This window comes from Listeria immobilis, from assembly GCF_014322845.1.
Classification (GTDB): Bacteria; Bacillota; Bacilli; order Lactobacillales; family Listeriaceae; genus Listeria; species Listeria immobilis.
In genome coordinates this window covers 282,100-308,724 of sequence record NZ_JAASUA010000002.1, presented here as the reverse complement: position 1 = coordinate 308,724, position 26,625 = coordinate 282,100, and the positions used below count along the sequence as shown (strand labels likewise).

Annotated in this window: 23 protein-coding genes; 7 read left to right on the top strand and 16 right to left on the bottom strand. The window is 33.9% G+C overall.

What is annotated here, in order from left to right; genetic code table 11:
* Positions 1-17: 17 nt before the first annotated feature.
* The 3 genes from HCJ45_RS04350 to HCJ45_RS04340 form a co-directional block, all read right to left on the bottom strand.
* On the bottom strand, positions 18-2,426 hold the full coding sequence (locus HCJ45_RS04350; protein ID WP_187124165.1) for a hypothetical protein: 2,409 nt from the start codon (positions 2,424-2,426) through the stop codon (positions 18-20).
* Positions 2,423-8,293 carry an ATP phosphoribosyltransferase regulatory subunit gene (locus HCJ45_RS04345; protein ID WP_187124164.1) on the bottom strand — a complete coding sequence of 1,957 codons (5,871 nt, stop codon included), beginning with the start codon at positions 8,291-8,293 and terminating at the stop codon, positions 2,423-2,425. Before HCJ45_RS04345 ends, HCJ45_RS04350 begins: the two co-directional genes overlap by 4 nt.
* A gap of 117 nt (positions 8,294-8,410) precedes the next feature.
* Positions 8,411-9,058 carry a Crp/Fnr family transcriptional regulator gene (locus HCJ45_RS04340; RefSeq protein ID WP_187124163.1) on the bottom strand — a complete coding sequence of 216 codons (648 nt, stop codon included), beginning with the start codon at positions 9,056-9,058 and terminating at the stop codon, positions 8,411-8,413.
* 658 nt (positions 9,059-9,716) lie between these two features.
* Here HCJ45_RS04340 and HCJ45_RS04335 point away from each other — a divergent pair.
* The 3 genes from HCJ45_RS04335 to HCJ45_RS04325 all read left to right on the top strand — a co-directional run bounded on the left by HCJ45_RS04335 (position 9,717) and on the right by HCJ45_RS04325 (position 12,763).
* On the top strand, positions 9,717-11,390 hold the full coding sequence (locus tag HCJ45_RS04335) for a DUF6044 family protein (RefSeq protein ID WP_187124162.1): 1,674 nt from the start codon (positions 9,717-9,719) through the stop codon (positions 11,388-11,390).
* An 89-nt stretch (positions 11,391-11,479) separates the two neighbouring features.
* Positions 11,480-12,181: an SGNH/GDSL hydrolase family protein gene (locus tag HCJ45_RS04330; RefSeq protein ID WP_187124161.1), complete on the top strand. Its 702-nt coding sequence runs from the start codon at positions 11,480-11,482 to the stop codon at positions 12,179-12,181.
* Positions 12,182-12,319: 138 nt separating this feature from the next.
* The gene (locus HCJ45_RS04325) at positions 12,320-12,763 is read left to right on the top strand and encodes a GNAT family N-acetyltransferase (protein WP_187124208.1); all 444 of its coding nucleotides are present in this window, start codon (positions 12,320-12,322) and stop codon (positions 12,761-12,763) included.
* A 43-nt stretch (positions 12,764-12,806) separates the two neighbouring features.
* Here the strand turns inward: HCJ45_RS04325 and HCJ45_RS04320 are convergent, their stop codons facing one another.
* The 3 genes from HCJ45_RS04320 to HCJ45_RS04310 all read right to left on the bottom strand — a co-directional run bounded on the left by HCJ45_RS04320 (position 12,807) and on the right by HCJ45_RS04310 (position 14,561).
* Positions 12,807-13,070, bottom strand: coding sequence for a DUF3116 family protein (locus HCJ45_RS04320; protein WP_187124160.1), 264 nt, complete (start codon positions 13,068-13,070; stop codon positions 12,807-12,809).
* A 61-nt stretch (positions 13,071-13,131) separates the two neighbouring features.
* On the bottom strand, positions 13,132-13,872 hold the full coding sequence (locus HCJ45_RS04315; RefSeq protein WP_187124159.1) for a sulfite exporter TauE/SafE family protein: 741 nt from the start codon (positions 13,870-13,872) through the stop codon (positions 13,132-13,134).
* 233 nt (positions 13,873-14,105) lie between these two features.
* Positions 14,106-14,561 carry a hypothetical protein gene (locus HCJ45_RS04310; protein ID WP_185344730.1) on the bottom strand — a complete coding sequence of 152 codons (456 nt, stop codon included), beginning with the start codon at positions 14,559-14,561 and terminating at the stop codon, positions 14,106-14,108.
* A 108-nt stretch (positions 14,562-14,669) separates the two neighbouring features.
* Here HCJ45_RS04310 and HCJ45_RS04305 point away from each other — a divergent pair, with 108 nt between their 5' ends.
* Together HCJ45_RS04305 and HCJ45_RS04300 are read left to right on the top strand one after the other, a co-directional pair.
* Complete coding sequence (locus tag HCJ45_RS04305) at positions 14,670-15,785, top strand: serine/threonine-protein kinase (RefSeq protein ID WP_187124158.1); 1,116 nt, start codon at positions 14,670-14,672, stop codon at positions 15,783-15,785.
* A 79-nt stretch (positions 15,786-15,864) separates the two neighbouring features.
* Complete coding sequence (locus HCJ45_RS04300; RefSeq protein WP_187124157.1) at positions 15,865-16,371, top strand: DUF5067 domain-containing protein; 507 nt, start codon at positions 15,865-15,867, stop codon at positions 16,369-16,371.
* 144 nt (positions 16,372-16,515) lie between these two features.
* On the opposite strand, the gene HCJ45_RS04295 is transcribed toward HCJ45_RS04300, so the two are convergent.
* On the bottom strand, positions 16,516-17,457 hold the full coding sequence (locus HCJ45_RS04295) for an NADP-dependent oxidoreductase (protein WP_185344724.1): 942 nt from the start codon (positions 17,455-17,457) through the stop codon (positions 16,516-16,518).
* Between the two features lies 1 nt (position 17,458).
* Positions 17,459-17,854 carry a MarR family winged helix-turn-helix transcriptional regulator gene (locus HCJ45_RS04290; protein WP_187124156.1) on the bottom strand — a complete coding sequence of 132 codons (396 nt, stop codon included), beginning with the start codon at positions 17,852-17,854 and terminating at the stop codon, positions 17,459-17,461.
* A 224-nt stretch (positions 17,855-18,078) separates the two neighbouring features.
* Between HCJ45_RS04290 and HCJ45_RS04285 the strand changes: the two genes are divergently transcribed.
* Both HCJ45_RS04285 and HCJ45_RS04280 read left to right on the top strand, forming a co-directional pair.
* Positions 18,079-18,705, top strand: coding sequence for an FMN-dependent NADH-azoreductase (locus HCJ45_RS04285; RefSeq protein ID WP_187124155.1), 627 nt, complete (start codon positions 18,079-18,081; stop codon positions 18,703-18,705).
* Between the two features lie 191 nt (positions 18,706-18,896).
* A complete protein-coding gene (locus tag HCJ45_RS04280) occupies positions 18,897-20,717 on the top strand; it encodes a LapB repeat-containing protein (RefSeq protein WP_187124154.1) in 1,821 nt (606 codons plus the stop codon).
* 347 nt (positions 20,718-21,064) lie between these two features.
* On the opposite strand, the gene HCJ45_RS04275 is transcribed toward HCJ45_RS04280, so the two are convergent.
* The 8 genes from HCJ45_RS04275 to HCJ45_RS04240 form a co-directional block, all read right to left on the bottom strand.
* Positions 21,065-21,493 (bottom strand): YrhA family protein, encoded by a 429-nt coding sequence (locus tag HCJ45_RS04275; protein WP_187124153.1) that lies wholly within the window; start codon positions 21,491-21,493, stop codon positions 21,065-21,067.
* 24 nt (positions 21,494-21,517) lie between these two features.
* Complete coding sequence (locus tag HCJ45_RS04270; RefSeq protein WP_187124152.1) at positions 21,518-22,999, bottom strand: pre-toxin TG domain-containing protein; 1,482 nt, start codon at positions 22,997-22,999, stop codon at positions 21,518-21,520.
* Entirely contained in the window at positions 22,999-23,355 is a 357-nt protein-coding gene (locus HCJ45_RS04265; protein WP_187124151.1) for a DUF3958 family protein, read from the bottom strand. The genes HCJ45_RS04270 and HCJ45_RS04265 overlap by 1 nt, the downstream gene beginning before the upstream one ends.
* A 16-nt stretch (positions 23,356-23,371) precedes the next feature.
* A complete protein-coding gene (locus HCJ45_RS04260) occupies positions 23,372-23,656 on the bottom strand; it encodes a TIGR04197 family type VII secretion effector (RefSeq protein ID WP_187124150.1) in 285 nt (94 codons plus the stop codon).
* A 314-nt stretch (positions 23,657-23,970) separates the two neighbouring features.
* A complete protein-coding gene (locus tag HCJ45_RS04255; protein WP_187124149.1) occupies positions 23,971-24,456 on the bottom strand; it encodes a DUF1307 domain-containing protein in 486 nt (161 codons plus the stop codon).
* A 24-nt stretch (positions 24,457-24,480) separates the two neighbouring features.
* Positions 24,481-25,137 (bottom strand): DUF1266 domain-containing protein, encoded by a 657-nt coding sequence (locus HCJ45_RS04250; RefSeq protein ID WP_187124148.1) that lies wholly within the window; start codon positions 25,135-25,137, stop codon positions 24,481-24,483.
* A 233-nt stretch (positions 25,138-25,370) separates the two neighbouring features.
* Positions 25,371-25,595, bottom strand: coding sequence for a hypothetical protein (locus tag HCJ45_RS04245; protein WP_187124147.1), 225 nt, complete (start codon positions 25,593-25,595; stop codon positions 25,371-25,373).
* A 654-nt stretch (positions 25,596-26,249) separates the two neighbouring features.
* Positions 26,250-26,549 (bottom strand): rhodanese-like domain-containing protein, encoded by a 300-nt coding sequence (locus tag HCJ45_RS04240; protein WP_187124207.1) that lies wholly within the window; start codon positions 26,547-26,549, stop codon positions 26,250-26,252.
* Positions 26,550-26,625 lie beyond the last annotated feature (76 nt).

Sequence of the window (26,625 nt, the reverse complement as noted above, 5' to 3'; positions counted from 1 at the left end):
GATGCGTACCTCATCTGTTAATCTTGATATACATAAAGTTGTAACTCGCCATTTTTATCATAAACAGCTATGCGATATTTAAAGCTTTCTTTAGCCAGTTTGGAAATAGTTTGTTTGAAGTTTACCAGTCCAGTTTCATCGGCAGTAACTTCTTGCTGATTCCAAGTTGTCCAGCTATCATCTGTTCCATCAGTGCTTCTTTCAAAAGCTAACTGATAAGTTTCACCTGCATCGCGCTGCATAGCGAATGTCATATCATAAGTTGCATTTTGAGGTGCAAGTACATCCTCTACTTTGGCTGTCATATCAGTACTTTTGACAGCATTGTCGTCCACTACATCTTGCTCAATTTCTTCTGACTCTTCTGTTGTTTCTATTTCAGACGGATTGCTTTCTTCTGTTTGAAATGGTGTTAAAGAAATTGTAAAATTAGCGCCTTTGTTATAAGAAACATCTTTTTTGACAGGATACTCAAAAATCTTACTTTCTTTTGTTTCATTATTTGTTGTTTCAAGAATTAGTTTGGCCTCTAAGTTGACTGATTCATCTGTAATAACTGGTACCAAACGAATATCGCCCTTCTCTTGATTAACAATTTGATAATCCACTTCTGTATTGTCTTCTTCATTAATTAACTCTACAGTTGCTTTGTTAAGTGTATAATCTGCTGAACTCCAGTTATAGTTAACTTGTAATGTTTTTTCCGGAGTTTGTGTTGCTCGTAAACTTTTCAAAACAGTTGCCTGCATGGTGTAATATTTTTCTGAGCTGTTCAGTTTTATTGTTTCACCATTTTTCATTTCAATTACTGTTTGGAACTGATAAGCAGTACTTGGGGTTAAATCTGTAATATTAAGAAGCTCCCCACTGCCATTTACAAGGTTTGTACTTGCATCCATGTAAAAGCTATCGCCGTCTACTTTTGTTACTTTAATTCGTGTGCGTTTAACTCCATCAATCTGTGCATCTAGCGCAACATTAATTTTCATTGTTGTACTTGTTACACTTTGCATTTGGTACACGGCAGAGACTGTTTGCGTTGTGAAAGACTCACTTTGCATTTTCACTTCTTGAATGCCTTTATCTGTACCTAAATCATATTGATAAGTAAACTCAAGATGATATTTTCCATTTGGTGAAAGTCCTGTTAAATTAGCTTCTGTATCTACAGCTGATACATATTGTGTGTTTACTGTTTTGCCACTAGTTTCATCTACAGCACTGATTTTTGTAACACCAATTAGTGTGTTATTTGGATCGGCATAAGTGTAACTAACTTTGGCGCTTGTAACACCTGGAGCAATATATCCAATTCGTAGAGAAGGGATATTTCGTTCTAGTTTCTTATTTAGCTCTTCAATTTTTTTCAGCACTTCATCATAGTTATCAATTTCATCTAAGTTTCCGCCTGAACCACTTCCGCTAGCACTACCATTTGCGTTGCCGTCTGTATTACCAGTAGCACCACCAGTTGAAGCACCATTCGAATCATTATTAGAGCCGCTGTTTGAATCATTGTTAGAACCACTACCTGAGTTGCTATCAGTATCAGTTGTTCCGTCGCCTTCTTTAGTTCCATTTGAGCCATTTCCAGCTTTTAGTGTACTACTGTATTTTTTAGTAGCATTTAGTTCACCGCTTGCCTGCTCAGATGACTTATTACTGCCACTTTCTGATTCTTTTTCTTCTTTTTCTTCTTCTTTCTTAGCAACAGTTTTCTTTTCTTCCTCTTCTTTTACAACCGTTTTTTCATTATCCGTTCCACCGAAACTAGCAAGATCGATTTTACGTTTATCAACGGTATATGTTTCATTACTAGCATCTAGAACTGTTTCATCATTGACTTTTAAGGTCATATGTCCTAAATAACGACTTTTCTTTTTATTTTCATAAATGGTAACACTACCTGTTTTATCAATTAGCAGTAACGGTTTGGAAACTTCTTTAATTTTTTCCCCACCCAGATAAAGTGTTGCATCTGCATTTAAAAAGTATTGTCGATTTGCTAATTTAACTACGCTGTTTTCTGCAATTGTTGAATTTTTGTATTGAAATGAAGAATTAGTCGGCTCATATACTTCTCTTCCTTTGAGCTTACTACTTATACCATCTGTATCAATTACTGGAACACTTTTTGTAAACATAAGTGAATCTTTATCGAGATAGAGAATAGTACTTTCCATTATTTCATTTCGGGTATCTTCTTCATTGTTTTTAGCAATTAGCTGATCATCATTCCAACTGCGATACAATGTGTTTCCTTTTTGAAATTGCAATGTTTCCTGTTCGTTATTTAAAACCACACCATTATCAGGGAGGGAGACAAGATTGTATCTTGCCTCCTTAAAGGAACCCCATAAGACAACAGCAATAATTATTAGCGGAACAGCTGCAACGATTATGCCTATTTTCCATGTAGGTTTCATTTACTTTCCTCCAGTTCAATCACTCCAAATGTTTTCCCTGATTCTGCTTCTTTTACAGTTACTTCAGAGTCGTGATAATCTGCTTTAATCTTAACGCCAGAATCTAAATCTTCTTTTTGAACAGTTTGTGTTTCTGTAAAGTCTTTACCAAACCAAGACTGAACGGTTTCCCAAGCTGTTAATTCTTTTGGCTCAACAGAAATAGTCACTTCCGTTTTAGCATCTGATGTATTGTTACTCATCAGTGTAAAACTGTCTTTTGAAATATCTGCTTTTACGTTATTTTCTTCATTAGTACCTTGATACAAGGCTACTGGTTTCTTATCTTGATCGAAAACAGTTAAAGTATAGTTGCTAGTTGGCTCCATTGATAACGAAACCACTTCGGAAGCATCTTTTGCAGCTACTTTTTCTGTATCAATCACTTTGTTATCTTCATCTTTCAATTCATAAGTGTACGTTTCATTTTTGTTTTCGTCTGTATTTGCTAACGCAACGTCTAGCGTATCACTTGTCGCACGAACGCTCTTGAAGGATGTTAATAACAACGAAACATCTTGTTGTAACGTAATAAAGTTGGAAGTTTTTTCATAAGTTTTGATTTCATTTGTTGGTGTTTTATAAGTGATAACCATTTTTCCTAGGAAACTTTGATCTTTCTTTTTACCAGCTATACTAAAGTTTTGAGAAATTGTTGCTGGATAAGCACTTGGTAAAGTCATATTTTTTGTTTCAACTAGTTGTGTTCTCTCATTATTACCACCATAATCAATCAACTCATAGAATTCCATTTTGATATTTTGAATGGTTGCAGAACCTGGTTTTACTTCTTTTGCTTGTAGCTTGATACTTTTAGTTGCTGCATCCAGTTGGATTGTAAGTGAGTTGGAAGTAACATATTCGTCATCAGTTGTGAAATTGAAACTATTGTTCCACGCTCTACTTCCGCCGCCATCTAGATTATCGTATTTCGTGCTAATTGTTAGCGTATATCCAGTTCCAGGGTCTAATTCGCTAAATGTATTTATCCAACTAGCTGTATTTCCCCCTGTAAAGTTGCCTTTCTTCACTTCTGTTCCAGTTTTTGTATTCCTCAAGACATATTGGAAGCTCTTATTCGGGCCGCCTACCAAATAGCTTTGCGGATCGTTATAAGAGAATTTTAATGTCGCTTCTCTTGCGGAAACATTTTCTAGTGTAATTGGAGCAGAAACATTACTTGGTGGAGAAATATAAATAGTTTTTGCATCACTCAAGAAGCTTGGTGCCTTCGCTAAACTAGTTTTCATATAAGCAGCGATGACATAAGACTTACCAGATACATAATTTTGTCCACCAGAAGTATTATACAAGCCAAATTCTGGAGTTTTAGTTAAATCATCAAATGTTGCTACAGGAGTTTTAGTTGCCAACTCTTGTTCCAATGCCACTAAATCAGATAAATTAGACGAAATAGTTGCAGCATCATACATGCGATATTCAATGTTCGTTAATACATTACTTTCATCCAAGAAATTAACCGTACCTTTGATTGTTCGGTTACCATATGCAGGACTCCATTGATATGAAGTTGAAGTCATACTTGGAACACTCTTCTCTGTCGTAATTGTTTCTGTATAGTACACTTTATCTTTTTCACCAGTTCCATCGAGTAGATTGTATTTACCTTCTACTTTAACGATATAGTTGGTATTTGGTGAAAGACCTACAACAGAAATATCACGTGTTGGCAATCCGTCTATTCTGACAGAACCAGCAATTGTTGTGCCATCTGTTTCATAAACATTGACATATAATTCATTTTTGTTATCTTTTTTCACTGTTGTGTTGTCTTTATCTTCACCGATTACATCAATCTTAACTCGTTTGTCAAAGATACCGATGTTCTCAGCAGAAATATCTGGCTCTACAAGGTCTTTTGTAGCAAGAGGTGATGAAACTTGTTCTGTTTTTTCTTGAGTAGAGTATAAATCTATTCTTGATCCAGAAGCTTCATCATTGACTAGTCCTAGAGAAAAGTCTACATAACGCCCGTTAAGAGCCGGAACATAGCTTCCATCACTTTGACGGACTAGAGTAAAGGAATCAGCAGTTTCACTATTACTAATTAAAATCCCATTACGATAAGCCATATACTTATCTGTCCAGATATTTTTAAATGTTACATTAGAAATATCTCCTTGCGAATTAGTGCTACCTTTTGTTACGGAGAAAACGTCTGCGCCATTGATACTATTTGTTGTTGAAATAACTCCATTAGCGGAACTAACAAAAGATCCACCATTTCCAATTGACATATAATAATTATCGCCCAGGTTTTCGTTATCCATTTGGTTTTCCATATAATTCATTTTCATTTCTAGTGATAATTGATACGTATTACCAAACCAAATGTTTCCAAAAGGTAATGCAAGTGTTTGTTCATTAAATTGGTTAGCTCCAGATTTCGTTACTGTATAATCCGGATCAGTACTGGAAGCATCTTGTAAATTATATTTTGTTCTCATTACAGTACTTTTTGCTGTTGCATCAGGTTGAGGAGTAAGAACTAATTCTCGTCCTGTTGCATCCATTCCAATTCCAGCGCCTACTTGTGGAGCAGTTGTATTAATAGCTTTCAGTTGTTTTGTCATGAAAGTGTCTGTTACTGCTGAACTACCACTTGAAATAATGTAATCACCTTTTGTTGCAAGTGTTGTCGTGCCAGTGCTTGAAAGTGGTAATGTTACAGTGTTTTTCCCACTTTGAAGTGGCTTATTGCTTCCAGTTGTACTAGCAATTTCTAATGTGCCAGGAACAATTGCCTCTTCTTCATCATTCACGTAGACATTCATTTTAACTTCGCTTGCAGAACGACTTAAAATTTCATATTCAACTGTTGGTTTTTCTTTTTTGATTTGAATCGTTTCAGAACTGATTTCAATATGATGCTCTTCGTAATTATCGTTCCATACTACATCCGCTTTAATAACATAGTCATAACCGCGTCCAAGTAGTTTGTTTGTTAAATCAAAGTACACATATTTGCCAAAATCAGCAGCTGTAGAAACTTCTTGCTCAACTAGCGGAGTATCTAAGTCGCTTGTTTTATAAATGCTATACACAATAGAGCTTGTCGCATTATATTTATCCAACATAGGCAAACTTGATTCTTCAATTCCAGCTAATCCGCCTACTTTCATTTGGTCGGACTGGTAATCGAATAGAACTTTATCCGTTACTGGTGCTTCTTTTTTCGTTTTAAATACAAACTGGCCAATTACTGGTACTTTATTCATTCCACTATCATAGCCATCTTCTATTTTCACTAAATATTCTTTATTAATATTTAAGTCTTCAAAGGAATAACTCTTACCAATACTACTCATTAAATCTTCAAAATCGCCTTGTAGGTCAATTGTTTTAATAAGTGTACTTGTATTATTTTCATAAATATTTAACTTAGCTTCATTTAATTTAACAGCGGCATCAGATAATTTAACATTAATTTGTGCCTTATCAGTTTCAACCGAGTCTAATGTGAAGGTCGCATTTACTTTGGAAACTTCTGTAGTTCGGAAAACACCTGATTGTCCGATAATTTGATCAACCATAATTCCTGCTCCATCATCTAAATTATAGGAAGCAGTCATTACAGCGACGTAATAGGTTTCACTTTCCAGCCCTTCAAATTCTAGTAAATTTGTAATATCGGCCTTACTTAAAAGATCCACTGTCGCTACAGGATTTCCACTATACATTCCTTGTGCATCTGATTTGTATAGCTTAAGTGTCGGGTGAGTTAAATTATCATAAAGAATCGTGTTATCTGCATCAAAGACTTCATAGTTGATGGATAATTTATCTTGTTCCGCTTCTTTTAATGAGAATTGAACAGTTGGTTTTGTCTTTTTACCAACGATAACACTATTTGAAACTGGTGATGCAAATGTGTAATCATACTGACCGTTGTTTCCAGAAATATAAGCTACAAAAACATAATTATTATCGCTCATATCCACTGTTCGACCAACTTTTACAGCAGTGTTTTTCTGACTAGCATCTACAACTGAGTAAGCATATTCTTTTGCTTTGTCCCCATTGGCTTTGTAATCGTCTTCCAAATAAGCTACATAGCGAATGCTTGTTATTGCATTATCAGTATCAACTAATTTGACTGGCTCAACTAAAAATTCGCCTTTATCTGTACTATATGAAAGATTTAAGCCATCAATGGTTGGTTTTGCTTTTAATGTGGAGGAAATGAAGTACCAGCTCTCGTCTGTTACATCTTTACCATCAACAATCAGCTTGTCCATTTCAATAATATATTCTTTACTACTACTTAATGAATCAAACGTCACTTCTACTTGACCATTCTTCGTTAATGCAGCTGCATCTACTGTGATAGTTTTAGAAGTTGTTACTTTACTAGTATTTTCTTTGATTTTTAAAACAAGTTGATCAATTTTACCATAAAGCTCTGTCGCAGTAATTTTAGCTTTTAAATAATCCTCACCGCGTTCTGTTACTTCTGGTTTCAATACAACTGGTTTTGCTTCTACAGTTTGACGGAAGAAGATTGTTTCTTGCGTTTTATCGCTAGCTGATAAATAACTTCCTTGAACTACTACTTGATAACTTTCACCATACTTCAAATTATTGAAAGTGAAGTTTTGATTTATTTTTTTCGAATCTAACGGGACTTTTTTCACAACATTATTATTGCTGTCATAAAGGATTGCTTCCAATGATTTAAGTCTATTCGAAGTATCCGTTAGTTTTAACTCGGCAGAAGCAGTTTGGCCTTTAACCGCCAAATTAACATCTACAATTGGCACTTGGAAACTATTCATGCCATCTGTTTCGTTTAATTTCTTGATAATTTCATTTGCCTGATCTACATCGCCTTGGTTTCCACCTGAGTTATCTCCATCAGTTCTATTATCATTTGTATCGGATTTGTCTCCGTCAGCGCCTGAACTGCCAGACTCTCCTCCACTTGCTCCACCATTACCGTCTGTGGTGTTTGAGCCTTCTGTGTCACTTGTTCCTTGTTCTTGATTTTTATTTGTTTCCTTATTATTTTCATTTGCTTGTGTTTTTGATGCGGTATCATCTTTTTCTTCTTTATCTGTCGTTGCTTTCTCTGTTTCTGTTTTTGCTGGCGTTAATTTCCGTGCATCTGCATCATCATCAATTTCAACTTTGATGGAACGGATATCAATATCTTTTTCATTATCAGTTTGGCTAGTGAGTAATTCTTTTTCTAATTCAAAATGGTAATGATTGTTTTCCATTTCGATATAGGCATCATCACTTGCTATTTCTTCCAGCGTTTTATCTCCCATTAATTGGACTTTTTTATTTTTGTCAATGGAAACAATGACGTTTTTGGGTAATTTTTTATTAAGCCCTTTACTATTTTTCAAGTATGCATTATCTAAAATAATGTATCGGCCTTCAGCAAGTTTAACAACAGTACCTTTTGGTAGTTGTGCAATGGCTTTATCATCATCATTTTTCGCATTATATACACTTTTATTTTCTATTACTGATGTTTTAGATGGTAATTCTATTAAATCTGTTGAACTCTTTATTGCAACACTTTTTCCTAAGAATTGAATCTTTCCATCTTTTAAAAACAATGTCCGTGAAAGATTGATTGGCTTCATTTCTTTGCCATCACTAATTGTTTTTTCATTATTAATCCAAGTGTCGTTATACTTAGCTTCATTTGAAAAGGTAACAGTTTTTCCATCTGGACTATACGTGTAGCCTGCCATCTCAATGGCATAAGCATCGTCTCTCATCAGAAAAAAGGCTGAACCAATTGCGCTAATAGCAAGTAAAGTAACAATGCTTATGACTAAAATATTCTTTTTCAAGTTCTTCCTCCACCTTCTTCGTGATTATTTTTCCAACAAAACGCTTGGCTCATTTCGTTCAAGTGTCTTATCGGTATTGCGTTTCTTTGCAAACTGTTTCTATTAATTAATCTGAAATTATAAGGCTTCTTTTTCCAAATAATCAATCTTGTTCTCCCTGCTTGTCAGTCTCCAGGGTGATGACTTAATGTCTAGTATTCCTTTATTGTGTAATTCGTTTACAACTGATGATGTTGTAGGAACTGAACAGTTTGCTAATTTTGCTAAAATATTTATATGAAGCCAGTCAGAAAAAACTGGCATTTTCTTATTGGTTAAACTATTTTCTAGTAAGAAATTAAGTGTAGAAATAATTTTGTTCCTGGAAGCTTCTGTTCCTAGCAATTCTTGGCGTTTTAAATCTTGTTCGTTTTTTTCTGCTATTTGCAAGAAAAATACTGATAATATTTGTTCTTTCTCTAATTTACCGAAAACTGTTTCAGCAGGTATAAGGCAAATTTCCGTTGTTTCTAAAGCCTTCAACTCCAGTGAATTCCGAGTTGGAAAAATAAAGCTTTTTTGAAAGAAACAGCGAGCGATTCCTTTTTTCTTACCAGCACTTTCTTCTATTAAAGTGCCTTTCTTCATTAATAGAATATGATCACGATCAACTGTAATGCTCTCCCATGCATTTATTTTTTTAAATACGTGAGAAAAATTACTCAGTAGATATGTGTAAATAATGGCATCCCTCTTCACATAATCATAGAATTCAATATACTTCATTATTAATATCAGCCCTTCTAAATTTCTGTTTTATCTCTTTGCGTTGTGCTATTGGACTACACTTTAGTATCTTACTACCTTAGAAGAACTATGATAAGCGCCATAAAAAGCAAAACTTCCGATTTTAAGGTGCAATTTGTGACAATTTTGACATCATTGTTTTTTTGACGTATTTATTGATTAAGTACATAACAAAAAATCTCGTTGCCACCTGCCTCCTCGATAAATAGACTTTTATAAGGCTTTTTTCGCATAATGGCAACGTTTTCATAGGTATTTGATCCCACTCAAAAACGTTAATAGGTTCTTTTTATATGTAAAATTTAACTCAAATTATGCTTTTTATTACCTGATTTATGAAAGTTTCAAGTGCAAATTACCACGCGAAATTTCCTTATTTTCATACGAAAAATCGTAGTATATAAAGCTAAGTTAACATTGTTTTTTTGATAATATAGCATCATAGCAGGGTTTTTAAGTGAAAATCTATAAAATTCAGTTATTTATAATTGTGACCATTTAGACACAAATTTCCCTGCTCCAAAAGCTATTCTAATAATAAGACACTTTTATTATGAAAAAAGATAGAATTGTTTGTTATAATGAACAAATGGTTTTCTTAATTAAATGAAGATAATGAAATACAAGGAGGAAAACTATGTGGAAACGGCATAAATGGCTTTTTATAGCGATTCTACTATTAGTAATTTATGTAGCGCCATTGTTCTTACTTAAAGGTGATAGTCATATTCGGATTCATGATAATTTGGATTCCAATGTAACCTGGTACAAAATGCTTCTAAATAGTGGGGACTATACAGCAAAAGTTGGTACGGCAAATATGGACCAACTAATGGGTGGTAGTGTTTCAAGAGATACTTTTGATTCTGAATTTGTTGGTATTGACTGGCTTTACCTATTTTTTAGTACGCCTACTGCATTTGCACTAAGCCAATTAATTACTCGTGTATTTGCTTTTTTAGGATTATTTTTATGGGCAAGAGATTATCTTATAAAAGACGAAAAATTTCTCGTGCCGCTTTACTTTATATCACTAGCATTTGCACTAACACCCTATTGGCCATCAGGAATGCTAAGTACGCTTGGTATGCCACTTGCTTTATGGGCTTTTTTAAATATTAGAAATCATAAAAGGCGAATTTGGAATATCCTCATTTTGACGCTACTTCCTTTCTATTCCAGTTTGATTTTAGGTTTTTGTTTCTTTTTAGTGATGGTGAGCTGCATTTGGTTGTATGATCTCTGTACGAAAAAACAGCTTCATATCCGCTTTCTATTAAGTATCATTTATATGGGACTAGTGTATTTGATAGTGAATTATCGTTTTATTTACACCATGTTCTTGCACCCCGAACCTGACTCAAGAAGTGAATTTGGGTTATATCATTTAAATGTACTTAGTTCCATCAGACTAAGTTTTAAAAATTTTGTCGTTGGTCATACACATGATCAAGCGCTTGTTGGATATGTTATTTTACCAATACTTCTGCTAGTATTAGCTTCTATTCTTATTCGAAAAGAATGGGCAAAAGAAAAAAACTTTCTATTAATATTTATCTTTACATTATTTTTATCGTTTTGGTATGGATTTTGGTGGTTTGATGGCTGGAACATTTTAAAAGAGCATATTGAAATACTGCGGACTTTTAACTTTTCTAGATTCCATTTTTTGCAACCATTCTTATTTTATGGTCTTTTTTCCCTTGCGATTGTTTACTTAATAAAAAAAGGGTCTGGTTGGAAGAAATTGGCTTATGTGGCGATTATTTTACAGCTCATCGTTGTTTTTGCTCATAATTCAGAAATATATTATCGTTTTGGGGACAATCCTAGTATTAATCAATTTTATGCAACAGAGCAATTGGAGGAAATTAAAGAATATATTGGCAAACCATCCTCCAGTTACCGAGTTGGAAGCATTGGACTACATCCTTCTATCTCACAAGAAAATGGTTTTTACACGGTTGATGGCTACGTGAATTCTTACCCACTTAGTTATAAACGTGCATTTCGTAAAATAATTGCTGGTGAGTTAGACAAGAGTCTTACTTTAAAAGATTATTATGATAATTGGGGAAATCGCTGTTATCTATTTTCTGCAGAATTAGGAAAAAATTATGATTATGGAAAGCACACTAAAAAACACATTAAAAACCTAACTTTTAACGCTAGCGCTTTTAAGGCAGTTGGTGGCGAGTATGTCTTATCCGCTGTCCCTATTGATAACGCGAGCCAACAAGGCTTAAAATTCGAAAAAGCTTTTAGTGATAAGCAGTCTTATTGGAAAATTTATTTATACAAAGCAATATAAGGAATTACTAAAAACATGGGAAGACGCTAGGTGTAACTAGCTACCTCTCATGTTTTTTGTGGTATGATGAGTAAAAGGAGTGATTTTAAATGAAACAGGCAATCCAATCAGTTGGTATTTGGGGCGACAGTATTTTGAAAGGCGTACTTTTCAATCCTGAAAAAAATCGCTATACGCTACTTAAAAACAACTGTATTAAACGCGCATCTGAAAAATTAGGCGTCACTTTTCAAAATCATTCCACCATGGGACGAACTATTATAAAAGGAAACGAAATTTTAAAGAAAGATTTAGCTAAAGATGCTAGTAACGATATTGCTATCATTGAATTTGGTGGGAATGATTGTGATTTCAACTGGGCAGAAGTGTCTGAAAACCCACATCTAGCGCACATTCCGAGTACACCCCTTGATTTATTTGAAGCAAAGTTGTACGAAATGATTGCTAGGCTTAAAAAATTAGAAATCCAACCAATTTTGATGACACTTCCACCACTTCATGCCAAACGTTATTTTCAGTTTATTACGCGAAATGGGCTAAATAAGGAAAATATTCTTTCCTTTTTAGGCGGTGATGTCCAAATGATTTATCGTTGGCAAGAACGTTATAGTAATGCCATCTCAAGAATTGCAAAAACTAGTGGTAGCCATATTATTGATATTCGTGATATTTTTCTTGCTGAATTTCATTATGAAGACCTCCTCTGTGCAGACGGTATCCATCCAAACGAAGCAGGTCATATCAAGATGTCACACAAATTCATTCAATATGCGAGCTCCTATAAAAAATAGTAAAAGACACTACTTAACCCTAGAATAACAGGCAAGTAGTATCTGTTTTTAATGAAATGGTCTAAAATTAAAGATAACAAAGCTTTCATGTTATACTTTAGAAAAAAGGAGTGTATGCTTATTTTACAATTACAAAAAATGACTTCTGAAGATTTACAAGACTTTCTAGCATCCGCTATTTCAGACTATGCCAAAGATAAAATTGAAGCTGGTACTTGGTCTGAAAAAGAGGCGCTAACAAAATCAGAAGAGTCCTTTAAAAAATTACTTTTTGATGGAATAACAACGCCTAATGAATATCTTTACAGCATTTTCACCTCGCAAAAAATTGGTTATCTGTGGTTTCATTTAAACGAAACAGCTACTCAAAAAACGGCATTTATTTATGATTTCATTATTTTTAAAGAATTTCGTGGTCAAGGCTTCGGCACACAAAGTTTAGCCGCTCTAGACATTTTGGCTAAAGAAATGCAAATAGATAAAATAGAACTACATGTCTTTGCACATAATCAAACCGCCATCCATTTATATAACAAAGTTGGTTTTAAAAACACTGATATTACAATGGCAAAATACCTTTAAAAAAAGCAGTTTGAAATCTATAGAAATTGGATTTCAAACTGTTTTATTTTAGACTCGATTGTTCTATTTCAGCTAACTTCTCGTTTCCTTTGGTTGTTCTAAAATATCTTGTAGTCTGACCCTCTGTACTTCGAAAAACAAAATCATTTTCTTCCAACCAATAAACGGCAAAAAGCAATTGATTTTTAGTAAAGGGTCTGGTTCCTGAAAACGCCATTAAATCATACATTAAGTGATCCATCGTCGCATTTACATCTTCGGTTCTTGATAAAATTTGATACATTACCTCTTCAGTTGGTCGTTCCATTGTATCAACTCCCGCTTAAAACATTCTTATTTCCCCGAAAATCATTGTCGCTTAAAATTGATTAAATCTTAATTAAGTTCAAGGCAAACAACACAACTAATAATAGATTAAATAATACAGCAATCCATTTTTCATCTAATAATTTATTTAAATGTGTCCCAATTATCGCCCCAAGAATTGCCCCTGGTATCATATAAATTCCAATAGAAAAGTCACTTCCACCAATTATTGCGTAGGAAGCAATACTCGCAAATGAAGTAAGTAGCGTAACATAACTTGAGGTAGCAGAAGCAGTCTTTTGATTTAACATAAAAATCAGAAGTAAAATTGGAATAACAATTGGTCCGCCCCCAATTCCAAATAAACCTGCTAAAAATCCAATAATTATCCCAAATAAATACGGCATAATTCGATATTTACTTAAGAAATGTGGTTGTTCACTTTGCCGCTTCTTTTTCCACACCATTAATAGCAAAAGTGCAACAATTAAAGCGCCATATAAAAAACGATAAACCACTTCTGGAAGCATTTGATTTACCATCGCGCCAACAAAAGTCGTCGGAATACTTGTAATTGCGATTTTCAGCGCTAAGCCTACATTTCCTTGTTTACGTTTGTAATAGATACTACAAGTAAATATCGCCATTGTAAATACTGTTAAAGCAGAACTAAAAGCAGCTGTACCTTGAGAAACTCCCATTAGTAATAAGATTGGCAAAAGGATAACGCCCCCACCAATACCTAAAAAACTTCCAATAACACTAGTACTAAGAGCTATTAGAAAATATGTTATTATCTCCATTTACTATTACCTCTTTTCTCTATATATTAGCTTATCATATTTCCACTAATTAAAAAGTACTAAAAAAAGACAATAAATTATTGCCTTTAACTTTTTATAGTTGGAGTAGGTTCTAGAAGTATTAGTTTAATTCCTCATCCTTATATGTACTGCCTTCTGTTTCCAATTACTAAAAATTGCTATTTATTCAGCAGACCCCTCTGCTTAATTCCAGTATACTTGACTGGCAAACATTAAAGAAGGGGTTTTTCTTCTTTATAGGTTTCAATTAATGCTTCTTCTAAATCATATAGCGAATCATTTGTTTGATCAAGGGAGTATCCATGGTCTAAAGCAAAAATAATAATCGCATCCCGGCGGTTTTTTGCATATAGCGGTGGATATTCGGTATATTTTAGTAAGCGACTCGCTTCTAGTCCTGAAAGTTTAAATCCAAAAGAAAGAGCAATTGTCCTATCCCGTGATGGCCTTCTAACTCCACTAAAAATTTGATAGCCATATGTTTCATGTAGTCTTGCTGCGCGAATAACGCTTGCTTTTGTTAAATTTTTTTCTGCTAGTAATTCCTTCAAATAACTAACCATTTCATTTGACTTAAATTCGCCCTCATTTTCATCTAGTACTTGGCGTAAATTGGTCGCTTTTTTTAATTCATGAAGTAATTTACTTGTCTCTTTTTCCCCATCCATTAGGCATGCCTCCGACTGTTTTTTTTCATTATATCACGGAATAAGTACCAGACTACTATGCTTCATGCTATAATTTTACTATAAATGTGTAGAAGGGGTTTAACTTAAATGGGAGAAATGACACTTGCTTTTATAGAAGAACAATATAAAGAATTAGATAAACTAAATGATAAAGAAAATCCTGCGATACTTACACGAAATATTTCATCTGGAGCATTGTTTGTTCGCAAAGTACTTCCAATTGGCTACACTTCTGTTATTGAACAACTTAAAAACTTATCTAGCAATTTTTTACCTAAAATTGAAGTAATGATTCCAAATGGCAAAAACTTAATTGTTTATGAAGAATACATTAATGGGAATAATTTAGCCGATTTAATAAAAGTACATTCTACATTTGCACCCGATGAAGTAACTCGGTTGATGTTAATGCTAGCTAACGCGCTGTCCGAACTGCATGCAAACGACATTATTCATCGCGATATTAAACCTTCCAATATAATGATTTCAAATGATGGTATTTTAAAATTAATTGATTTTGATGCTTCTCGTGTTTATGAAGTTGGTAAAAATCAGGATACTGTTAATCTTGGCACCATTGGCTATGCGGCTCCTGAACAATATGGTTATTCGCAGACTGATGCCCGGTCAGATATTTATAGTATTGGGGTTTTGATGTTAGAACTACTACTCGGGAAAAATACCCATCCTGATCAAGAAAATATTACCTCACTTGAAAAAATTTCCGTCCAAGCAGCATCGTTTGATCCAGATAAACGGTACCAAACGATGGAGGAATTTCGCACAGCCATAAAAAATGATTCTCTTGGGCCTACCTTTGCCTCCGAATTATCTGATTTTGCAAGTTTTGAAACTACAAAAAAAGAAATTAAACCACCTTCTCTTCCTTGGTATCGACATATTCCTGGTTTCAGAACCGGACGAACTTGGAAAACGGTTATCGCCGTATTTGGTTATATATTTATATTATTTGGTTTATTTAGCGCCCCAGCAGAAGGTGTTAAAATAAGTCACACAGTTAATTTTTTTGGTAATTTCCTTTTAATTATTCCTGCATTTGTTCTTTTAACGAATTTATGTGGAATTTGGACAAAGTTACCATTGCTAAAATCGCCCTCTATCATAAAAAGAATACTTGGCCTGATTGTTTACCTATTTATCTGTATGATGATTTCTAGCGTATTTACCGATTTATTCTACTAGTCTTATGCCCATAGCATAGGACTTTTCTTCTTATTACATGGTCTAATGGAAACAGATAAAACAAGAAGGAGAGAATACAATGAAAAAATGGAAACACGCTTTACTATTAATGGGGGTTCTTACTTTTGCTCTAACACTAACAGCATGTGGAGGAACTGAGGATACTTCCAATGAGGCAAAAACAGAAACAGCGAAAGCAGAAACGAAAGAAAAAGCAAAACAAAAAACAGACCCAAATACTCTAGGCGATTACAAAGTTGAAATTCTTAGTTCAACTGTTGTCAAAGATTATGAAGGAAAAGATGCTATTGAAATAAAAAGTAAATTTACCAATAATAGCAAAGAAAATATTTCATTTATGATTGCAATTGACCAACAAGCTTTCCAAAACGGAACACAGCTTGAAACAACCGTATCAGCAAGTGGTGATATGGGTGGCATTGATAAAGATGTTCAACCTGGTGCAACATTAGAAGTAACTTCCATATATAGTTTACAAGATACGCAAAATAAAGTAGATGTTGAAGCTAAAGAACTCATTAGTTTCAGCAAAAACACTGTGAAAAAATCATTTGAACTAAACTAAAAAAATGGCCTACTAACAAATTTTGTTAATAGGCCATTTTTTTAAGCTTGTCTCCATTATGATTTGCCTTTTCGTTATTAAGTTTAATGAAGCAGATCAACTTTTGTTTATATAGTTTTATAAGCTAATCGTTATTAGCAAATTTTATTTATCAAATGAAATAACTATTTTTCCAACTGCATGATGCGTTTCGCTTAATGCGTGTGCGTCAAACACACCTTTTTCAGAGAATGGAAATGTTTTTCCAATAATTGCTTTTATCGTTTTATTTTCTAGTAACTTAGCTAACTCTTTCAATTGTTCACCATTTGGTTGAAGCCAAATACCACTAGCAGTAATATTTTTCTCTTTCGCTCGTTCCTCGTTAGAAATGCCGACTATACTTACTAAACGTCCAGTGTCTGCTTTTAGAACATCATAACTATCTGTTTCGATTTGTCCGCCCATAGTGTCAAAAACAACATCAATATCAGAAAGAATATCTTTAAAGTTAACTTCTTTATAATCAATCACTTGATCTGCCCCAAGTGATTTTAATAATTCATGATTTTTAGCACTCGCAGTTGTTATTACTTCTGCTCCAGCATGTTTCGCCAGTTGAATAGCAAATGTTCCAACACCGCCAGCTCCAGCATGAATCAACACTTTTTCTCCTTTTTGAAGTTTTGCATGGTCAAATAGTGCTTGCCACGCAGTTAAGCCAGCAAGTGGTACTGATGCAGCTTCTTCAAAACTAATACCATTAGGAAGTTTTGCTAGCAAATGATCATCTACCGCAGTATATTCTGCATATGTTCCAAATCGTGTGGTTTCTGGGCGAGCAAACACCTTATCACCAACTTGCCAATCTGTCACACCTTCACCTACCTCTGAAATGACACCAGCTACATCCCATCCTAAAATAATTGGGAATTCCCAGTCCATCATCTGTTTTAAGTAACCCTCCCGGAGTTTCCAATCAATCGGATTAATCGAAGTGGCGCTTTCTTTAATGATAACTTGTTTCTCACCAGGTTTAGGCATAGCTACTTCTTTTTCTTTTAATACTTCCTTACCACCATAATTTTCGATTACTACTGCTTTCATTTTACTTCTCCTCCATTTTCTCTATATTATTCATCATTTTTGTGACCGACTTTAACCATAAAGCGACTTCTTCTTCTGAAAAACCTGCCAATGCCTCATTTTGAAATTTTTCTTTTTCTGCTAATAAAGAAGCCAATTCTAGTTCTCCATTTGCGGTTAAAAATAAATACGTATAGCGTTTGTTATCTTTTTTCTTTTCACGGGTAATTAGCCCTTCATCTTCCATACGCTTTAAATGCCTTGTAATACTTGCCGAATCAATGTATAAACTTTCTTTTAACTTATTTTGACTCTGTCCGGGTGTTTGTTTAATGTGAAATAAAATCTCTACTTTGGTGAAGCTTTTATTTGTTTGCGTTTCAAAGACATGGCTAATTTCTTTGGATAACAGGTGCATTCGATAAAGTAATTCAGATCTTTCTGTACATGGTTTCAGTATCTTTCACCTCCATAGTTGATACGTCAAATGATATATCAACTATTATACACTTCATTATCTAAACCACAAAGAATTTGCTCGCTTATACTAGTAACTAATTTTTTGTAAGCATATTATTTGCTGTTATCCTTCTATTTACGCTACACTTAATGAATACTTAACTAAATGGAGGCAAGATTGTAATGACAAATGTTCTTTTCATCAAAGCAAATGGTTTACCTGCCGAACGCTCAGTCAGCGTGGCACTTTATGAAATTTTCTTAAAGGAATACAAAAAATCACACCCAGACGATCAAGTAACTGAATTAGATTTATTTGAAGCTGATCTACCTTATTATGATGTAACAATGATGAATGGGTTACATAAAGAAGTTGCTGGTGAAGCACTTACTGCTGAAGAAAAACGCTTAGCTGATATTGCAAATGGATACTTAGACCAATTTTTAGCTGCTGACAAAATCGTTATGGCTTTCCCACTTTGGAATTTCAGTATTCCCGCTCAATTTTTAACTTACTTATTTTATTTAAACCAAGCAGGAAAAACATTTAAATATACTGCAAATGGTCCTATTGGCCTTGTTGGTGACAAAAAAATCGCTTTGCTAAATGCACGTGGTGGTATTTATTCAGATGGTCCATTGCAAAGCTTTGAAATGTCTGTCAATTATGTAAAAAATGTACTTTCCCACTTTGGCATCTCTGAACCAGAAATGGTTATCGTGGAAGGTCATAATGCAAAACCTGATCAAGCAAAAGATATTATTTCTGCCGGAGCTAAAGAAGCCGCAGAATTAGCTCAAAAATTCTAGAAAATAAGAACCGTCAATGAACACATTCGTTGGCGGTTCTTATTTTTTTATACAAAAAATCCTAATCGTTAACATTTTAGACACAATTTACTCGTTTATTTGTTTATAATTCTCATAAAAAGGAATGGTTAAGAGATAATATATGCTAATATCTATTAGTGCATTCATTTTTAAAGGAGGAAAACAATTTAATGATAAAGCTTAGAATGAAAATTGGTTTATGCACTCTTTTAGTTGGCTTACTTCTCTTTGCTCCATTAGCTATTAATGTTTCTGCAGAAGAAAATGCTAACGTACAAGCAGCCCAGGATGTAGTCAATATCCCCGACCCTGCATTTAAAAGTTATTTAAATGGACTTTTAGGTCAACCTAGTTCTAATGACATTACAGAAGCACAAATGGATACCATCACAGATATTTCTATAACCGGGGGAAATGTGGCGGATATAACAGGAATTGATTATGCGCACAATTTAAGAACGCTGCGCCTAAGTAATACGCTGGTTACCGATTTCTCTTTAATCGCTAATTTATCCAATGTAGAGAATATCTATCTGGCTGGGAGTAATGTTACTTCTGACTCTATACCAGACCTTTCTAACTTACAAAAATTAGCAGGCTTAAATATTAGCCCAGCAAACCTAGATAATGATGCCTTAACTAAAATAAATAACCTACCTAATTTAACTACATTAAATTTAGATCAAAATTACTCAATTACGGACATCTCTTCGCTTAAATCATTACCAAACTTAAATTCCTTACACGTTCAATTTTGTGGTATAAATGACTTTAGAGGTATTGATACTTTTCCAAAATTGAAAAACCTTTATGCTTATGGACAAAATGTTGGTCGAACTGTTTTAATCAATAGTTCTATCAAAAGTTCCGCATTAAATTATAATGAAGCAAATCAAACTCTTTTTGTTCCATTTACATTGATGACCGAACGTTCCATAAATTTCAATGGTGATATAATTCCATTTTCGACATCTACAAGTAGTTCTAATACTTATTTCACTTTAAATGAAGTGCAAATCCCAGGAACTCGCTTAAGCATTGATAATACTGGTGTAACTGTTAATGGCATTACAAAAGAATATTTTGATTCTATTACTAAGATGGAGTATAACGCTACTTATAATAATCCAGGTGGAAGTTATGCTACTCCTCCAAATTTTGATACTTACTATATTTCTGCTGGAACATATGATCATTATTTTGACATTGATCATTCTTTAACGATTACAAATGATCCAACAATAAGCTATACGGAAGGCACTAGTGTTACCGAGGAACAATTTTTAACAGATGTTCATGCAGAGACTGATGATGGCACCCCTGTTACTAGTGATTTTGATAGCGTTGTTGATTTTAATAGCCCTGGTGTATATACGGTTACACTTAATGCTGAGAATGGTGCAGGTTTACAGGCAACACCAACGACTGTAGCTGTTACAATTCTTGCTAAACCCGTCATCACAGCAGATGAGTCCATCACTTACACTGTTGATACAACCAAAACAGCAGAACAATTTTTAAATGATATTTCTGCTAAAACGAGTGATGGAAGTGTGATAACTAGTGATTTTGACACTGTTGTGGATTTAACAAAAGTTGGTACGTATGAAGTAACTTTACATGCATTTAGCGCTGATGGCGTAGAGGCTGATCCAATCAAAGTTTTAGTAACAGTTGCGGAAGGTAATACACCACCAACACCGCCTAATCCAGATCCAACACCTGATCCAGACCCAAGTCCAACACCTAACCCAGATTCAACACCTAGCGGAGGAGACGATACGGTCTATAGCAGTGACAGTAGTGAATCACCCGCTACTTACAACGTCAGCTCTAACGGAACTTCCTCCACTACTAAAAATGATCCTTCCCCTAAATCAAAAAATGCTTTACCAACTACAGGGGATACCAACCAAGCATTCGTTATTTTAATTGGTATCATTTTCACAGGTACTGCTGTTTTATTTTTCCGTAAAAGAACACATAATTGATTAGAAAAAGTACTTGGAATATAAGTCTTGAAAAATAAAAACCAGAAGCGAAAATCGTGTAAATTGGATTTTCGTTTCTGGTTTTTGATTGAAAATAATTAATTTGACTTCCCTTAGGAATATATTTGCTTTATTTCACCATAACTTAACTTTTAATATCTCTAAGATGGCACTCAATAATTGATATGCTTTCTCCAAATCTAAAAGAAGAAATTTATTGACAGTCCCGCTAAAAATATTTTTTCTGTCTATTTTATTGACTATGATTCACGTTTTGAAATAGTATTCATAGTAGCCAAATTTATTCACCATCTCCGGAAAAACAATCTAGTATTCTACTTATATATTTATGGTATCGCTATCTTCAATGCCTCCTCAAACATTTCAGTTAAATTTTCATATTCTTCCATTACATCACCGCCCGGTTTATCCAGAATCTGAAAAGACTCTTCTTCTGAATTCCAGACATAAAAAGATATTTCATCATCTCCCAAGAATAAAAATTTCTTAGTCCAATTATGTTCTCTCCATATTATATTTGAATTTATTAAATCTATATTAGGATGTTCAGGCTGAAATCCATATAAATATAAACCATTAAATGACAGACCATTAACTTGTGACAGAAAATTGTAATAATCATTAAATTCGTCAAAACCAAAGTTTTCTTTCAACCAATCTAAAATATTTTCGTACTCCATTTTACTAATAGGATTAGGAATTTTATTTCCAAATTCTTGTTCAATAGTACGTATTTGACTTATATAATACTCCATTATTTATTAACACACCCGTCTTTTTTATTTAGGATAAATTATTCCCTTAGGCACAGGAAATTTCACTTTAACTGACTCACCAGCTTTCATCTTTCTTGAAAATTCCATTTGAGAATTAGTTAGTATTTTGTGATAAGGATCTTTTTTCACTAAAATCAAGTTATCAAATTGATTAGTACCAGAATCATCTAAAGGCAGCTTATGATGGACATCATATCCATCTGGGTTAAATCCTTTCTTCATTCTTTGAATATCTATGTCTTTTAAGCCTGCTGCTTTTAGTTGTTTTATATATTCATCATCACTTGCAAGTTTCAATAAGTAATTTTTCTTTGTACCTGAATTAAACTCTTTTCTTAATACTTTAGCTTCACTAGAAAATCTTTTCGTGTAAATAATTGTTTTTTCCATCACACCATCCAGCTTGATTGCTTCACCTCTCAATTTACCTACATGCTCCGTTTTACTTAAATGAAAGATTTCATCATACCCTTCGTAGGTAAACTTAAAGGCTTTATTATTACGCACTAATTTGGCGAATTTCTCCAGCTTGGCAACTTTTACAAAAGGGATAACAATAAAGCCTGCTGCTAGGAACCGTTCTTTATTGGGTATTTTTTCCCCAGTTGTTGGTTCCATGCCAGTAAGAAAACGAACAAGGTCTATCGCTGGAGTAACAATATCAAAAATATTTAACCAATTCGCATTCGTTTCCTTGTTCAGCTCCACTTGCTCGTCTACCCTTTTTAAGGTAGCTTCTGTATCTAGTTTACCATCTTTTATCACAAACCCAGCATACGTTCCTTTTGGCATGTATTTGTAAGACAATGGCATACTTCCTTCATACTCTTTAATAAGTGCCTCTTCGGCTGCTTCTTGTTTTTTCTTTTGGTCAGCCGTCCATGCCTTCTCGATGGAAGCAACCCAGGACATATTCATTCCCATTGTACTGAATGTTCCACTTGAGGCGTTAAAACCTGTATGTTGTAAAACTTCGGTTAATCCTACTTGGAGATTTTTCGCTTGTTGGATGACAGGGTCAAAATAAGTCGCTGATGTTTGATGAAACAATCGTAAATTTTCTAATTTTGTCACTAATTTCTTTTTACACATCGTATAGATGGCATCCATCGGCTTCAATAACGGCAACTGATCAAGCATATCTTTTAAACCTGCTTGCAGCCGTTCCATTTCTTCTATTTGCTGAACTAATTCTTCTTCGATAACATCCGTATTCGCTACTTCTGCTTGAAAATTGGTCGTTAATTGTTTGTTTGGTTCCTGTAAGTCTTGGCAAAGCAAAATCATTCCTTCTGCCAAAACTCGATATGTTTCCATAAAATAACGTTTCGCACTTGCATAGGTCTTTCCTTGTAAAGATGGCTCCAAATTAAACATATCTATCGCTCGAATAACATCTTCCATACCAGCAATGGTCAATTGACAGAAAGTTTCCACGCTAGTAGTTTGACTTTCTACTTCTCCTAAGTACATATCTATGCCCATTATTGCACCTCCGTGGATAATGTCAGGCGCTGGTGCAGGCATTCATCTTCTTTATCTGCTAGTTGCCTTTTGTTTTTTTGCAATTGCTCTGTTTGTTCTTCTAAATCATGAATAACTCGTTGATCCATGTGTCGTAAATCCTGGTAATGATTATCTAAGAAAGCATTCATTTCTCTGTCTCTATACCAGAATTGATCCAATCTTTTAAAAAGGTTCGCTTGTCGAAACCGAAACTCATGGTAGTACTGTTCTTTTCTTTCTAAGCTTCTTCGATCTTGCTCATTTGTTTCTTGTTGTTCATTGATTACCCGTAATTGTTGTTGCATTTCTGCTAATTTTTTCTCTGTTTCTGCCATCCCATTCACCCCATATTCAATTTGCAAAATCAAATAGTTGTTTCAGCTGCGCGTCTTGATATTCAAATTCTTTTGCGACACTTTGAACATGTGCTATATCTTTGATTAATCCTTGTTGAAATTGAAGGACCATTTTCTGCACCGTTTGATTCGTTGTCAAAGCTTCTTGATTACCTAAAATAGTTGTTTTTTCTGCTTGCACAATAGAACTAGCGCCAGCGATTGCTACTTTTTCGGAAGCTTGGCCAAGTTGCTCTGCACATCTTGCAGCAGCAGAAAAATTACTTTGGATTTCCGTCATCGTATCCTCTCCTTGTACTATTGAAACTATCCTTATTATAGCATGATTGCTCATTTTTCACATATTTTCCAAGGAAATATTGTTCCATTACCTGGAAGTTATTTCCATACTAAAAAAGTGGAGGGATCTATTCACCTCCACTTTCAAGTACAAACTATCTTTTAAAAGTATACAAAATTTAATTACAAATGATAGATATCTGTCCTCTTTTGACTACTTCCAAAGATGAAGTCAGCTCTATCCATCTTTATGCCATTGTTTTTAAGATAAGTGATTTAATCCCTTCATGACATCCACATTGATAATCTGTTATATCAAGATTCTTTTTTCTTGAAACCTTGTATTTTAAAACCATCTAAAGTCTTTTTATAACTAATTTTTTTAGGGTTACCCGTTCCTCCACCAATCAGCGAACTAATTTTATCTTTATCCGCTTTATACAGATCAACGGACATAGTCATTTTCAGTCCTTCATCGGTAAATTCTGTTTTCAGTGAAGTTCCTTTGCCATCTTTATATTCAGGATACTGCGACTCTGCTTGTTCTGTGAGTTGTTTTTTCGTCGCATCATCTAGTTTTTCCCCATCTTCATAACCAAGATAAGACATTGGGTACACCATTGTTTGATCTACTTTTCTTAAATTATCTCCAACATGCGAGAAAGTTGCTTCCAAGTTCGCTCCGCCTATTTTTGCAACATATGTGTCTTTTTCCACTTTTTCTTTACTTGTATCATTTCCGCATGCTGTTACAAGCACCGCTAATACTAACACTGACAATAAACTTAAAAATTTCTTCATAATAATCTCCTTGTTTTATTAATTTTATAGTTGGTATCGATTTAATAAACTACTTGTATCTTTTTTTAATTCTAGGTAAGAAGCAAGTGTATCACTGTACCAGTTTGTTTTTAAACCTTCTTGCCCATTGATAAAGCTAACCATATAGTCATCCCAGTTATCAAAGTGCATTTCTGCCTGCACCCATAGCTGTTCCAAGAAATCCCACGCTTGTTGTTCACTAAGTAAATCTAGCGAAAAACAAACACGAACTATATACCCAAGTCTCTCCAAATCAAATGCACCATATGTTTTGATTTTTTCAGCTGAAGCTAGAAGATCTGTTTCCTTATAAGCATTCTTTTGACATGTTCGAGTAATTTCACGAACAACTTTATCTTCATCCTCTGATGAGATTACACCATAATAATCATTTACCTCGATCCATTCTGAAATAACTTGGTTAGCTGAGGAAGAATCATTTATACCGAACATCGGTAACCAATATTTCATTACTTTTGCTCCATTTTTTTTCGGATAGTATAGTTTCAATACTTTATTAGCACCGTCAAGTTTCGTTCCCACTCTATATTTACACTCTGTAGTAGAAGCGCCAATACACAACAACTTTTCTTTTTCTGCTGGAAAGTTATTAAATTGTTCATATTCTTTTGGTATAACAACTTTCTTTCGACCAAACATTTATCATACAGCTCCTTTTGTGACAGTTCATTCTGCAATGCAAATGATAAGCCCATAGTTTTAGTTTTTCTAACGAAGCCTATTTTTGAGCCTTCACAGAAATGAATCTATATTTTACTTTTTATCTGTTAAAACATGGATTTTTGATATTAAATATCCTTTTTGAAATGATAATGAATTTACCTCTAAAAATTTTAGATTTAACTACGAGTACTAGCCTCTTCTTTTTTAAGTTATTGTAGCCAATCCTCCACTTTAATTATTAATTCATCATACGTAAGATTAGTCACTACTGCAAATAATGCTAAAAGAAACACGATGATTGCAGCTACCAAACGAATAGGACGTATTAAACTTCCTCCCTCATATCGTTTTGCCCGTACTATTCTTATAATTGTTGAAATTGCATAACCCCCTGATAAAACTAATATTAAATAAGTAATAACTGTCTGACTCATTCCCAACCCTCCTATCTAAAGTAATAACATTCAGTAAAAAAGCCTCCCCTTTTACCTCAACACTTTCTTCTACCATTAAAATATTTTCAAATAAAAACTTTTAGCGCTCATCTCCTATTACTTTATAGAAAGTCCACATAATTATTCATTAATACGAAAACTTCCATCTTAGTACCCTATTTTCTAAACAAATTTTATAAATCTTGAATAGATTACTACACAATACCAAGAACCTAAAGAGTCAATTGAACATTTTTAGTTTGAATTTATGAAGATTTATAAAATATTTACCATGAAATTGAACTTCCGTCAAAGATCATTTCCTTATACTTTTGAAATCGGTGGGATACTATCATTACTGAATCCTTTGAAAAAAGAAGAATTAAACCGTAGATTCTTTACAACCATTCAAGTAGTCGTGTTTATTCATTTAAATATATTGTAGGATTTTATAATTTCGAAAGACCTCATTCTACTTTATTGACAACTGTCCAGTATCTTTCATAGGGGTAGTTTTTCCACTGATAGACTATGAAACTAGAAAAAAACAAGAATCTCATCTAATTCATTTTTAAAATGGAGTAGATGATGATTCTTGCTTTTCACTTTTTATTGTAGCGTTTTAATTAAGTTTTAGTCTTTGTTAAAAGATTTTTATTTACTAACCTCACCGCGCCAGGCTCCCATACCGCCCATCACATTTGTGACATTAAATCCCTCTGCGGCTAAGAACTGACTCGCGCGTTCTGAGCGTCCTCCAGCGTAACAAATCACTGTATAAGCTGTTCCTTCATCTAGTTCATTATACTTCTCTGCTAATTCACTTATTGGAATATTGATTGCATTTGGAATATGTCCCACTTGAAAATCAGCAGCATCCCTTACATCTAAAATATTCATTGGTCCGACTTTTAATTCTTGCTCTAAGTCATTAGCAGTGATTGATTGATACATTTTTTTCACCTCTTCAACAAGTTCTCCTTTAACCATATCGTCTAATCTTAAATCAAACAAATTTTCTGCTCAAAAA